Annotated in this window: 10 protein-coding genes; 7 read left to right on the forward strand and 3 right to left on the reverse strand. The window is 71.8% G+C overall.

Annotated features, from left to right (window positions below):
- Positions 1–71 precede the first annotated feature (71 nt).
- Positions 72–803 carry an SDR family oxidoreductase gene (locus tag NF681_02825; GenBank protein UST52880.1) on the reverse strand — a complete coding sequence of 244 codons (732 nt, stop codon included), beginning with the start codon at positions 801–803 and terminating at the stop codon, positions 72–74.
- Between the two features lie 197 nt (positions 804–1,000).
- Between NF681_02825 and NF681_02830 the strand changes: the two genes are divergently transcribed.
- Positions 1,001–1,888 (forward strand): LysR family transcriptional regulator, encoded by an 888-nt coding sequence (locus NF681_02830; GenBank protein ID UST52870.1) that lies wholly within the window; start codon positions 1,001–1,003, stop codon positions 1,886–1,888.
- Positions 1,889–2,022: 134 nt separating this feature from the next.
- Positions 2,023–2,229 carry a hypothetical protein gene (locus NF681_02835; protein ID UST52871.1) on the forward strand — a complete coding sequence of 69 codons (207 nt, stop codon included), beginning with the start codon at positions 2,023–2,025 and terminating at the stop codon, positions 2,227–2,229.
- A 65-nt stretch (positions 2,230–2,294) separates the two neighbouring features.
- Here the strand turns inward: NF681_02835 and NF681_02840 are convergent, their stop codons facing one another.
- On the reverse strand, positions 2,295–2,987 hold the full coding sequence (locus tag NF681_02840) for a FadR family transcriptional regulator (GenBank protein ID UST52872.1): 693 nt from the start codon (positions 2,985–2,987) through the stop codon (positions 2,295–2,297).
- Positions 2,988–3,272: 285 nt separating this feature from the next.
- Here NF681_02840 and NF681_02845 point away from each other — a divergent pair, with 285 nt between their 5' ends.
- From NF681_02845 to NF681_02860, 4 genes are all read left to right on the forward strand, one after another.
- Positions 3,273–3,440 carry a hypothetical protein gene (locus tag NF681_02845; GenBank protein ID UST52873.1) on the forward strand — a complete coding sequence of 56 codons (168 nt, stop codon included), beginning with the start codon at positions 3,273–3,275 and terminating at the stop codon, positions 3,438–3,440.
- A gap of 71 nt (positions 3,441–3,511) precedes the next feature.
- Positions 3,512–4,522 carry a zinc-binding alcohol dehydrogenase family protein gene (locus tag NF681_02850; protein UST52874.1) on the forward strand — a complete coding sequence of 337 codons (1,011 nt, stop codon included), beginning with the start codon at positions 3,512–3,514 and terminating at the stop codon, positions 4,520–4,522.
- A gap of 8 nt (positions 4,523–4,530) precedes the next feature.
- The gene (locus NF681_02855; GenBank protein ID UST52875.1) at positions 4,531–5,676 is read left to right on the forward strand and encodes a mannitol dehydrogenase family protein; all 1,146 of its coding nucleotides are present in this window, start codon (positions 4,531–4,533) and stop codon (positions 5,674–5,676) included.
- Between the two features lie 22 nt (positions 5,677–5,698).
- Complete coding sequence (locus tag NF681_02860; protein UST52876.1) at positions 5,699–6,145, forward strand: UxaA family hydrolase; 447 nt, start codon at positions 5,699–5,701, stop codon at positions 6,143–6,145.
- On the opposite strand, the gene NF681_02865 is transcribed toward NF681_02860, so the two are convergent.
- On the reverse strand, positions 6,114–10,238 hold the full coding sequence (locus NF681_02865) for an ATP-binding protein (GenBank protein ID UST52877.1): 4,125 nt from the start codon (positions 10,236–10,238) through the stop codon (positions 6,114–6,116). The genes NF681_02860 and NF681_02865 overlap by 32 nt on opposite strands.
- Before the next feature lie 193 nt (positions 10,239–10,431).
- On the opposite strand from NF681_02865, the gene NF681_02870 reads away from it, so the two are divergent.
- The gene (locus NF681_02870; protein UST52878.1) at positions 10,432–12,507 is read left to right on the forward strand and encodes an ATP-binding protein; all 2,076 of its coding nucleotides are present in this window, start codon (positions 10,432–10,434) and stop codon (positions 12,505–12,507) included.
- The last annotated feature ends 34 nt before the right edge of the window (positions 12,508–12,541 follow it).

The raw sequence follows: 12,541 nt of genomic DNA on the forward strand, positions 1-12,541 counted from the left end.
CGGCTCGACGTCCGGACGCATGGAACCCCCATCTTGACCGGTTCCCGCGCCGCCCGCCCGGGCGATGCCGCTCAATGCGCGCTCGCGGTCGGCCGGATGACGATCTCGCTGGTGTCGACATCGGCCGGCTGCGAGATCGCGAAGTGGATCGCGCGCGCGACGGCCGACGCGGAAATGGCCACCTGGCGGAACGCCTTCATCGCCTCGCGGCCCCGTTCGTCGGAGATCGTGTCGGCCAGCTCGGACGCCGTCACCCCCGGGCTGATCGTCGTCACGCGGAGGTCGGAATGCTCCTGCCGCAGGCCTTCGGACAGCGCCCAGACGGCGTACTTGGTGGCGCAATAGACCGCGGCGGTCGGCGACACCGCGTGCGCGCCGATCGACGCGACGTTCACGACATGGCCCGAACCCTGCGCCCGCATCGCCGGCAGCACGGCCGCGATGCCGTGCAGGACGCCGCGCACGTTGACGTCGATCATCCGGTCCCATTCGTCCACCTTCAGCGCGGCGAGCGGCGACAGGGGCATCACCCCGGCGTTGTTGACGATGACGTCGATGCGCCCGAAGCGCGCCAGGGCGTGGGCGGCGAACGCGTCGACGTCCTCGCGACGGGTCACGTCCAGCACCCGGGCCTCGGCGGTGCCGCCGGCCGCGACGATGTCCGCGACGATGCGCTCGAGCCGCTGGGTTCGCCGCGCGCCCAGCACGACGGTGGCGCCGTGCACGGCCAGCAGTCGCGCGGTGGCCTCGCCGATGCCGCTGCTGGCGCCGGTGACGAGGACGATCTTGGAGAGGTTGGACACGTTGGAGGCGGTGGCGTGCATGGATCGGCTTTCTGTGCGAAGGGTGGTTTGAAGCGGGGGGAGGCGGGCGGGCCGTGGCGTCGGTTTCCCGACCTGGCCGGCGGAGCGATCCGCGCCGCCTCGCCGTGACTCTAGGCACGCGGACCGTCCAGGAGAACTCCCCGGCCGCTGACCGCGCTGGTTAGCATGGCTGACCAATGGACGTCGACGTCAACCTGCTGCGCTTCTTCATCGCCGTCGCGAAGGAGCGGAATTTCCGCGCCGCCGCCGAGCACCTGGGCGTCACGCGCTCGGCCGTCAGCCAGGGCATCCGGCGGCTGGAGGACGCCCTGGGCGTCGCGCTGGTCCATCGGTCCACGCGCCACGTGCGCCTGACCGAGGCCGGCGAGCGGCTGCCCCAGCAGATCGCCGCGCCGCTCGCGGCGGTCGGCGCGGCGCTCGAGGAGGCCGCGCTCGAAGGCCCGGCGCGCGGCCTGCTGCGGATCGCGGTGACGTCGATCGCCGAGCGGTTCCTCTCCGGCGGGCTGATCGGCGCCTTCGTCGCGGCGCATCCGGGCGTGACGCTGGACGTGACCGTGACCGACGACGAATCCGACATCGTCGCCGCCGGTTTCGACGCGGGGGTGCGCCTGGGCGAGGTCATCGAACAGGACATGGTCGCGATCCCGCTCACGGGACCGCAGCGCCAGGTGGTGGTCGCGACCCCGGCCTACCTCGCCGGACACGGCACGCCGAGGCATCCGCGCGACCTCCTGGACCACTCCTGCATCGGCTGGCGGCCCGCGCCGCAGGTGGCGCCCTATCGGTGGGAATTCCGCGAGGACGGCCGTGATTTCGCGCTGGCCGTGGCGCCCAAGGTCACGACCAACGACATGCTGTTGATGATCCGCACCGCGCTCGCAGGCACCGGCCTGACGATCGGCATGGCGGACACGTTCAGGCCGTACATCGATCGTGGCGAACTGGTCCCGGTGCTGGAGGACTTCCTGCCGGCCTTCCCCGGCTTCTTCCTGTACTTTCCCAACCGCCGCAACCAGCCCCGCAAATTGCGGGCCCTGATCGAGCACGTGAGATCGCCCGGCTGACGCGGACGGGCGGACGTTGACGCGCGGCGCGCCCGGGCCGGTTTTTTTCGACGCCGTGGTGGCTCGATGTCCGACGCGTCCGGCGGCGAGGCGTCACTAGCTTGCCCTGCCATCGAACCGCACGGGAGGCCATCATGAACAAGGATGCAAGGCAGCGCACGGGGGACCGGCAGGACAACCGGCGCGTTTTCCGATGGGGCATCGGCGCGGTCATCGCCATCGTCATCGCGGCGGTGGTGCTGAACGCCTTCTTCAGCCGGCCCGCGACCGAGCCGCCGCCCAACGCCACCTCGACGCCGCTGTCCACGCCGCAGCCCCTGGGCGCCGGCGCGCCCCGCTAGCCGGTCGCTCCACAGGGCCGTCGGGCCGGTGGGGATCGCGGCCGCGCGGCGGCGCGACGGCGTCGTCAGGGCGTGACCCAGCGGTCGGCGGCGGCGCCGATGTGCGAGCGCATCGAGGCTTCGGCGGCCAGCGGGTCGCCCGCGCGCAGGCAGCGGTAGATCCGCTCGTGTTCCGCCAGGGCGGCGTGCGCGGTGGGCCGGCCTTCCAGGCGCTTGCGCATGTGGCTCGCGAGCGCGCCCTGGCGTTCGTCGAACAGCATGCCGACCAGCGTGACCAGCACCGAGTTGCCGCTCATCTCGGCGATGCGGACGTGGAATTCACGGTCGTGGGCCAGGATGTCGCGGCCCGCGTCGATGTCCGCGCGCATGCCCTCGACGCTCTCGTGGATGCGCGTCAGGGCGCGCGGGGTCGCGTGGGCGCAGGCCAGGACGACGACCGTGCCTTCCAGGGCGGCCCGCGCCTGCATCAGTTCGGCGGGGCTCTCGCCCATTGCGATGGCGGCGCCCGGGCGTCGCGACGCCTGTGAGCACACGTAGACGCCCGAGCCCATCCGGATCTCCACCGTGCCCTCGATCTCCAGGGCGATCAGCGCCTCGCGCAGCGACGGCCGCGACACGCCCAGTTGCTGCGCGAGGTCGCGCTCCGGCGGCAGGCGGCTGCCCTCGGGGTGATCGCCCCGCTGGATGAGCACGCGCAGCTTGTCGGCGATCAGGTGATAGAGACGGCGGGTGTCGGGCGATCGGGAAAGGTCTTCCATGGCGGGGCCGGGCCGGCGAGGGCGTTTGCTGCTGGTCAGGCCAATATAGAGGTTCGCGCGCCCCATGGACCGCCCGTGGCTGTGAAAGGCCTTCCTGAAAGAATCCCGAGGGGTCCGGCAGCGCGCCGGACGCGCCGTAGGGTAAACACGGTAAGGCCGAATCGCGATTTCCCGCCAAATTGGCCTGACCAATACACCATGCGCGGTTGTGGAACCGCCAAGGCCCCCCATGAAATACGCATTCGATTTCTCCGCTCCCTGGTCCGGCGAGCAAGGAGCCCATCCATGGGCTTCCTGACCACCGCGTACCCGGCGTACGTCCGGGGTGACCTGCGCTGGACGGTCGTGCCGTCGCTGCTCGGGCGCGAGGCCGGGCTCGACGCCTGGGTGGCCAGGAACACCGAGAACGGCAAGCTCGAGGCCATCGACACCAAGTACCACGCGAACAACTGAGCCTGCGCGCGCGTTCCGGGCGTCGCCCGACGCACCTATCCCCTCCCCCCCCCACTTTCCCGAGATCCACCATGCTGACCGTCATCTGCGAAACCCCCGGAACACTGCGCGCCGAGCAACGCGAGCGCCCCGTGCGCGGCGAAGGCGACGTGCTGCTGCGCGTGAAGCGCGTGGGCGTCTGCGGGACCGACCTGCACATCTTCACCGGCAACCAGCCTTTCCTCCAGTATCCGAGGGTCATGGGCCACGAGCTCTCGGGCATCGTGGAGGAGGCGGTACCGGGCGGCCGGCTGCGGGTGGGCGACGTGTGCTACGTGATGCCCTACCTGTCGTGCGGCCGGTGCGTGGCCTGCCGCCAGGGCAAGACCAACTGCTGCGTGAACATCCAGGTGCTGGGCGTGCACCGCGACGGCGCCTTCACCGAATACCTCAGCCTGCCGGAAGCCTTCGTGCACCAGGCCGAGGGCGTCACGCTGGACCAGGCCGCGATGGTGGAATTCCTCGCCATCGGCGCCCACGGCGTGCGCCGTGGGGATGTCCAGCCCGGCCAGCGGGTGCTGGTCGTCGGCGCCGGGCCGATCGGCATGGCCACCATGATCTTCGCCCGCATGCGCGGCGGCGTGGTAACCGCCATCGACGGCCGGCAGGACCGCCTGGACTTCTGCCGCCGCGAACTCGGCGTGGCCGATGCGGTCGCGCTGGGGGAGGGCGACGAGGCGCGCCTGCGCGAGATCACCGACGGCGAGTTCTTCGACGTCGTCTTCGACGCCACCGGCAACGGCAAGGCGATCGAGCGCGGGTTCGGCTTCGTGGCGCACGGCGGCACCTACGTCCTGATCTCGGTGGTGCGCGACACCATCACCTTCTCCGACCCCGAGTTCCACAAGCGCGAGACGACGCTGCTGGGCAGCCGCAACGCCACCACGGAGGATTTCGAGACCGTGATCGCCGCCATGCGCGACGGCCTCGTGCCCACGGCGGCGCTGAACACCCATCGCCTGGCGCTGGCCGACGTGCCCCGTGATTTCGCCCAGCTGCTCGATCCGACGCGCGGCGTGGTCAAGGCGATCGTGGAAGTCTGAGCCGCGCCATGGTCCAGCCCATCCTCCAGTTCGGCACCAGCCGCTTCCTGCAGGCGCACGTCGACCTGTTCGTGCACGAGGCGCTCGCGGGTGTCGGCGGCGCCGGCGACGCGCTCGGCGGCATCACCGTGGTGCAGACCACCGATCGCCCCGCCAGCGCCGCCCGCGTGGCGGCGCTGGCGTCGGGCGCCGGGTATCCGGTGCGCATCCGGGGCCTCGCCCGGGGCGAGCGCGTGGACCGCACCGTCGCGTGCACGGCGGTGCGCGAGGCCTGGCAGGCCGCCGCCCGGTGGCCCGCGCTGCGCGCCGCGATGGCCGGGGGCGAGGTGCAGGTGGTGGTCTCCAACACCGCGGACCGGGGCTACCTTCCGGACGAGCGCGACGGCCCGGCGGCCCTGGCCGCGGGCGCGCCCGCGCCGCACGGCTTTCCCGCCAAGCTGCTGGTGCTTCTGCACGGCCGCTGGACGGCCGCGCCGGCCGAGGCGCTGACCCTGCTGCCGTGCGAACTGGTGGCGCGCAACGGCGACGTGCTGCGCGACGTGGTCCGCGACCTCGCGCGTGGGTGGGGACTGGGCGCCGACTTCGACGCGTGGCTGACGGGCCATTGCGTCTGGGGCAATTCCCTGGTCGACCGCATCGTCTCCGAGGCCATCGAGCCGGTCGGCGCGGTCGCCGAGCCCTATGCCGCCTGGGTCGTCGAGCGCCAGAGCGGCCTACGCCTGCCGTGCACCCACCCCGCGATCGTGCTGACCGACGACCTGGCGTTCTACGAGCGGCTCAAGCTGTTCCTGCTCAACGCCGGCCACACCTGGCTCGCCGAACGCTGGCTGCGCGACGGCGGGGCGCCCGGCGCGACCGTGCGCGAAGCGATGGCCGACGCCACGCTGCGCGGCGGGCTGGAGGCGGTGTGGGCCGACGAGATCCTGCCGGTGTTCGGCGCGCTGGGAGTCGCCGCCCGTGCGCAGGCCGACGCCTACCTGACCGACGTGCGGGAGCGCTTCGAGAATCCGTTCCTCGACCACCGCATCGCCGACATCGCGCAGAACCACGCGCAGAAGAAGCAGCGCCGCTTCGGCCCCATCGTGGCGCTGGCGGCCCAGCGCGCGCCGCACCTGGCCCAGCCCGGGCTCGCGGCGGCGCTGGCCTCCGGCTGAATCACCCATGTGGATGGGGGTGGTGGCGATCACGCACGACAGCGGCTGCGGCATGCGCGGGACCGGCAAGGGACTGGCGCGGCCGCGGCGGAACCTGCGCGGGCCTGCCGACCACCCCGATGTTCGCCGGCGTGCACGCGATCGGACCGGGCGCGAGGTCGACCAGATCGCGCCGCCGGGCGACACGCTCGCGGCCCCGGAGCCGGGGATGTCCGCCGCGCTCACGATCCAGGACGAAGGCGGAACGCGCGCGACCATCGCGCGGGGCCGTGAACGGCCGCAGGGCATGTTGGCGCGAGCCAACCTGGCGCGGCGACGTCCCGTTCCCTGGCGTCACCGGGTGGTCGGGCTGCAGTGCGGCGGCTCCGACGGCCGCTCGGTCGTCAGCGCCGCTCCGGCCCTGGGTGCGGCGGTCCCCTGCTCGTCGCGCCGGCCGTTCAGACCCTGCTGCGCGCCATCGCGCTCCTGAGTTCCTCGATGGTCGCCGGCTTGGGCACGTGGGCGTCGAAGCCCGCGTCGAAGGCCTTGCGCGCGTCGGTGCGACGGCCGAATCCCGACATCGCGATGGCGTAGAGCTCGGCCGTCGACGTCCGCCGTCGGATCTCGCGGATCAGTTCGTAGCCATCCATCTCGGGCATGCCCAGGTCCGAGATCAGCAGGTCGTAGGACTTCGATTCCAGCGCGCTCAGGGCTTCCTTGCCGTTGGCGGCGACATCGACGAGCGCACCCTCCAGCCGCAGCACCTCGGCCAACGGCAGGAGCCCGTCGATGTAGTCGTCCACCACCAGCAGGCGCAGGCCGGAAAAGCTCTGCGCGATCGCGCGGGCCGGCGCGACCTCGCCCACCGGCCCCGACGCCGTCCTCAGCGGGAGCCAGACGGTGAACCGCGCGCCCTTGCCGAGGCCCTCGGAATGGGCCTGCACGCGCCCGCCGTGGGCGCGCGTGAGTTCGTGGACCAGCGCCAGGCCGATGCCCAGGCCCCCGTTGGCCGGCATGGCGCCCACCTCGACCTGATTGAACATCCCGAAGACGTGGGAGAGGAATTCCGGCGCGATGCCGCAGCCGTCGTCCTCGATCGTCACGCGCGCCGCGCGCTCCTCCCTCGCCACGCCGACGGCGATGGCGCCGCCCTCCGGGGTGAACTTCATGGCATTGCTCAGCAGGTTCCAGACGATCTGCTCGATGCGGGTGCGGTCGCCCATGCAGAGGATCCCCGGCTCGCACGCGAGCGTCAGCGTCTGGTGCTTGGCCCGCACGTCGGCGGCCTGGGCGAGCGATTCGACCAGCTCGCCGAGGTCGAGCGTCACGCGGTTGAGTCGCAGCTTGCCGGTGCGGATGCGCGAGAGGTCCAGCAGGTCGTTGATGATGCGCGTCTGGCTGCCCACCGCGCGCTTGATGGTCTCGCCGATCGCCATCACCCGGGGCTCGCGCGTCGCGAGCGGCAACCGCGTCAGCAGCTCGACGTTCATCTGGATGAGGTTGAGCGGCTGCTTGAGCTCGTGCGACATTACGGCCAGGAACTTGTCCTTGAGCTCGTTGGCCGTCTGCGCGGTGAGGTTGGCCTTCTTCTCCCGCGAGAGCTGCTGCTCCTGCGCGAGTTCGGCCTGCTTGCCCTCGGTCATGTCGCGGGCGATCTTCGCGAAGCCCTTGTGGCCGTCCAGCGCGATCGGCGTCATGACGCCGCTGCAGTAGATCCGCCCCCCGTCCTTGCGCAGGTGCCAGCGCTCGTCCTCCGCCCGGCCCCGGGTCGCCGCGTCGCGCAGTTCCCGCTCCGGCACCGAGGCGGCGCGGTCCTCCGGCGTGAAGATGGTGGCGATCGGCTGGCCGACCATCTCCGCCTCGCCGTGGCCGAAGGCGCTGACGGCCCCCGCGTTCCAGGTCGTGACGATGCCGTCCTCGTCGGTGGTGATGATGATGAAGTCGCGGGTGGTGGCGGCCACGAGCCGCAGGCGTTCCTCGTTCGCCTCGGCCAGCTGCTGCGCGTCGCGCAGCTTGGTGACGTCGAAGAAGTTGATGATCGCGCCTTCGATCTTGTCGTCGGCGGTGCGGTAGGGAAGGATGCGGGCGAGGTAGCGCGAGCCGTCCATGCCCGAGACGTGCCGCTCCGACACGCGCAGGTCCTTGAACGTGGACGCCGCGTCGTCGGCCAGCTCGGGATAGTTCAGGCGGCTGGTGATGTCGAACAGCGATCGCCCGTGGTCGGTCGGGATCAGCGCGAACAGCTTGCTCGCCTGCGGCGTGTAGCGCTTGATGCGCATGCCCCGGTCCACGAAGATGGTCGCGATCTCCGACGAGGTGATGAGGTTCTGCAGGTCGTCGTTGATGTGGCCCCGTTCCTCGACCTTCACCTTCAGCTCGAAGTTGACGGTGACGAGTTCCTCGTTCATCGACTGCAGTTCCTCCTTGCTCGTCTCCAGCTCCTCGGTCGCCGAGCGCAGTTCCTCGTTGATGGCCTGCAGTTCCTCGTTGGAGGCCTTGAGTTCCTCGGTGGAGGTCTCCGCGGTCTCGATCGTCTCCTGCAGATGCACCTTCATCTGCTTGATCTCGTGCTCGAGCTGGCCGATCAGCTGGGCGCGGGCGGGGTCGGGCGGGCCGCCCTCGTGCGGCCGGATGCTCTCCTCGACCTCGTCGAAGACCACCAGGGTGAGCGGCCCGGTGCCCGGCTCCGGGCGCACCGGGCGCACGATGATGTTGAGGTGGAACTGCCGGCCGTCGACCTCGCGCTGGAGCAGGCGCGTCTCCACGCTGCGCTCGGACTGCGCGGCCTTGAACAGGGCGGTGCGCAGTTCGAGGCGGATGTCGTCGCGCACGTTGCTCAGGAGGTTGTCCGAGGGCTCGCCCTGCAGCCGCTCCATGAAGCGTCCCACCCCCTTGGACATGTGGCAGATGTTGTGGTGCCTGTCGACCAGCACGCTCGGGGGCGCGTACTGCTCCACCGCGCGCTGGTGCACCTCGGCGAAGCCGCGGCGTTCGGAACGCCGGGCGACGGCCTGCCCGGCCCGCGCCGTTCCCGCGAAGCCGTCCAGCGACAGGTCCGTCACCAGCGGCAGCGACCGCCGCGTCGGGAAATCGGGATTGACGCGGAAGATCCGGTGCTTCTTGTCGACCGCGACGAACAGGTTGCCCACCGCGTCCGACGATTCGGACGTGCCCAGGAAGAGGTAGCCGTTGGGCTGCAGCGCGAGGCGGAAGACCTCCAGCACGTACTGCTGCGCCTCGCGATCGAGGTAGATCAGCAGGTTGCGGCAGGTGATCAGGTCCAGCCGCGAGAACGGCGGGTCCCGCAGCAGGTTGTGCGCGGCGAACAGGATCGGTTCGCGCACCGCGTTCGAGATCCGGAACTGGTCGTGGTCCTGGACGAAGAACTGCCGCAGCCGTCCCGGGGCGATGTCCTCGACGATGCCCTCGGGGTAGACGCCCTTGCGCGCGGTGGCGATTGCGCGTTCGTCGATGTCGGTCGCGAAGATCTGCACGTCCAGCGCCTTAGCCTGCAGGTCGGCGTATTCCTTGAGCAGGATGCCGACCGAGTAGGCTTCCTCGCCGGTCGCGCAGCCGGCCACCCACACCCGCAGCGGATCGCCGGCGGACTTCTGCGCGATCAGCGTGGGGACCACCTCGCGCTCCAGCGCGTCGAAGGCGTCGCGGTCGCGGAAGAAGTTCGTGACGCTGATGAGCATGTCCTGCAGCAGGGGGACGGCCTCCTCGGGGTGGCTTTCCAGGAAGCGGTGGTAGGCCGACAGGTCGTGCACCTGGTTGACCTGCATCCGCCGCTCGATCCTGCGCAGCACGGTGGCGCGCTTGTAGTGCTTGAAGTCGTGGCGGGTGAACGACCGCAGCAGGCCCATGATCTGCTGGAGCGCCGCCTCGTCCCGGGCCGCGTCGTTGCCGCCCGCCGCCTCGCCCGGGGGCGGAGCGGGGGCGTCGTCGGGCAGGTGGATGCGCTTCGCGTCGGACCACAGCGCCACCAGCCGCCGGCCCATCTCGGCCACGGGCAGGACGAGGTCGACCCGGCCCGTGGCGATGGCCGCCAGGGGCATGCCGTCGTGTTCCGCCTCCTCGGGCCGCTGCGCCAGGGTGATGCCGCCGTGCTCCTTCACGCGCTGCAGCCCGAGGGCGCCGTCGCTGCCGGTGCCCGACATCACGATGCAGATCGCGCGTTCCCGGTGCGCCTCGGCCAGGGTGCGGAAGTACACGTCCACGGCCACCTGCCGGCCCCTGGGGCGCTCGTCGGCGACCGGACGCAGGTGCCCGTCGTCCATCGTCAGCGCCATGCCGGGCGGAATCACGTAGACATGGCCGGCACGGATCGGCACGGGCGCGGTGACCTGGGACACGTCCATGGGCGTGGCGCGCTGGAGGATCTCCGCGGCGTTGCTGCGGTGGCGTGGCGACAGGTGGAGGATCACCACGAACGCCATGCCGCAGTCCGCGGGCACGTGCGCCAGGAAGCGCTGCACGGCCTCCAGGCCACCGGCCGAGGCGCCGATGCCGATGACGGGGAACGGAAGATGACTCGGTACGGGCACATCCTCCTCGGTCGGCGAAGCGGGCGTGGTGGTCATTGGGTGTTCCTCATCGGTATTCGACTGTACCGCCGCAACCGCGCGCGGGCCGCCCGTGGTCGGTCCGCACCGCATCCGCCGGCCTCCGCGCGCGTTCCGGCCACCGGACCGGCGACCGTGGATGGCACGCACGCGGCGCCTGCGCCGACATCGCACGCTCGGCGGCCCCCGGCACGGGCGCAAGAATCGCGGCATGACCTCCCCGCGACCCGACCGTCCGCCCGCCATCCTCTCCCTGGAGCAGAAGGAGGAGCAGTTGCGCCTCGCCGTCGAGGCGGCGGACATGGGGCTGTGGGACGTGGACGTGCCCACCGGTACGCTCTTCTGGCCGCCCCGGGTCAAGGCGATGTTCGGCATCTCGGCCGAGGCCGAGGCGACGCTGGACGATTTCGTCGCCGGCCTGCATCCGCAGGACGCTCCGGCCGTGCTGGCCGCGTTCGCCGCCGCGCAGGACCCGGCGCTGCGCACGGTGTACGACGTGGAGTACCGCACGCTCGGTAAGGAGGACGGCCGGGAGCGCTGGGTGGCGGCGCGCGGCCGCGGGCTCTTCGATGCGTCGGGGCGGTGCGTCCGCGCGATCGGAACGGCCGTCGACATCACCGTGCGCAAGCAGGCCGAGGCCCTGCAGCGCGAGGCCCGCAGGAAGAAGGACGTGCTCGACCGCATCGAGGAGGCCACGCGGCCGCTGAGCGACGCGGAGGAGGTGATGCAGGTCACGGTGCGGTTGCTGGGCGAGCACCTCGGCGTCACGCGCTGCGCCTACGCCGACGTCGACGCCGACAACGACCGCTTCACCATCCGCAGCGACTGGTCGCCGGGCGCGGCGTCCAGCGCCGGGGTGTATTCGCTGGACCGGTTCGGCCTGCAGGCCGCTTCCAGCATGCGCGAGGGGCGCCCCCTGGTGGTGGAGGACGTGGCGCGGGAACTGGGCGAGGACGGCGGCCGCATGTTCGAGGCCATCGGCATCCGGGCGATCGTCTGCGCCGGCCTGGTCAAGCACGGACGGCTGGTGGCCATGATGGCGATCCATCACGCGGCGCCGCGCCGATGGTCCGCGCAGGAGGTGGCCCTGGTCACCGAGGTGGTCGGGCGGTGCTGGACGCACATCGAGCGCGTGCGCTCGGCCGCCATGCTGCGCGAGCAAGACCGGCGCAAGGACGAGTTCCTGGTCACCCTGGCGCACGAACTGCGCAATCCGATCGCGCCGATGCTCTACGCCATCGCCCTGATGAAGCGCGAGAACGACCTCTCGCGCCAGCCCCGGCGCCTGGAGGTGATCGAGCGCCAGGCCCACCACATGGTGCGCCTGGTGGACGACCTCCTGGACGTCTCGCGGATCAGCCGCGGGGTCGTGGAACTCAAGCGCGAGGTGGTCGACGTGGCCGCGCTGCTCGACCAGGCCGTCGAGGCGGCCGCCCCGGGGCTGCGCGCGGCCCGCCACACCCTCGCCGTGCGCCGGCCCGACGCGTCGGTGCACGTGCACGTCGATCCGGCGCGGCTGGTGCAGAGCGTGACCAACCTGCTCAACAACGCGGTCAAGTACACCCCCGACGGCGGCGACCTCCGGCTCGCCGCCTGGGCGCAGGACGCGCGGGTCGTGATCGAGGTCGCGGACAACGGCATGGGCATCCCGCCCGACGACCACGTCCGGCTGTTCGAGCTCTTCGCCCAGCTGCCGCACACCGGGCGCAAGGCGCACGGCGGGCTGGGCATCGGCCTGTCGATCGTCAAGCGCCTGATCGAGATGCACGGCGGCACGATCGGCGTGCGCAGCGCGGGGCTGAACGAGGGCGCCACGTTCCGCATCGAGCTGCCGCGGGCGGCTCCGGCGATCGCGCCCGAGACCCGGCCGGCGCCGGTGGCGGGGTCCGGCAATGCGGGCCGCGTCCTGGTCGTGGAGGACAACCCGGACGGCCTGCGGATGCTGGTCGAACTGATCGAGGCCAGCGGCCACGCGGTGCGCGGCGCGGCCGACGGAGCGCAGGCGCTGCGCATCGTGGCGGCGTGGCGGCCCGATCTGGTGCTGCTCGACCTGGGGCTGCCGTCGATGGACGGCCACGAGGTGGCGGCCCGGCTGCGTGGCGAATGCGGCCTCGCCGATACCCCGATCGTGGCGCTCACGGGCTGGGGCACCCGGCAGGACAAGGCCAGGACCGCCGCCGCCGGCTTCGCCGACCACCTCACCAAGCCGGTGACGGCCGAGCGGCTGCTGCAGGTCGTCGACACCTGGATCGGCCGCCCGGCCGGGGCGCGTTCCGCGCCGGCCTGAATCCGCCGCGCGCCCGCGCCGGGGCCCGCGCGGC

It is taken from the genome of Comamonadaceae bacterium OTU4NAUVB1 (genome assembly GCA_024372625.1).
In the GTDB taxonomy this organism is placed as follows: domain Bacteria; phylum Pseudomonadota; class Gammaproteobacteria; order Burkholderiales; family Burkholderiaceae_C; genus Variovorax.

Coding starts and splice junctions, on each gene's coding strand:
- NF681_02840 (UST52872.1), bottom strand. CDS start 2,987: ATGGAAGACCTTTCCCGATCGCCCGACACCCGCCGTCTCTATCACCTG.
- NF681_02835 (UST52871.1), top strand. CDS start 2,023: ATGAACAAGGATGCAAGGCAGCGCACGGGGGACCGGCAGGACAACCGG.
- NF681_02870 (UST52878.1), top strand. CDS start 10,432: ATGACCTCCCCGCGACCCGACCGTCCGCCCGCCATCCTCTCCCTGGAG.
- NF681_02845 (UST52873.1), top strand. CDS start 3,273: ATGGGCTTCCTGACCACCGCGTACCCGGCGTACGTCCGGGGTGACCTG.
- NF681_02850 (UST52874.1), top strand. CDS start 3,512: ATGCTGACCGTCATCTGCGAAACCCCCGGAACACTGCGCGCCGAGCAA.
- NF681_02830 (UST52870.1), top strand. CDS start 1,001: ATGGACGTCGACGTCAACCTGCTGCGCTTCTTCATCGCCGTCGCGAAG.
- NF681_02865 (UST52877.1), bottom strand. CDS start 10,238: ATGACCACCACGCCCGCTTCGCCGACCGAGGAGGATGTGCCCGTACCG.
- NF681_02855 (UST52875.1), top strand. CDS start 4,531: ATGGTCCAGCCCATCCTCCAGTTCGGCACCAGCCGCTTCCTGCAGGCG.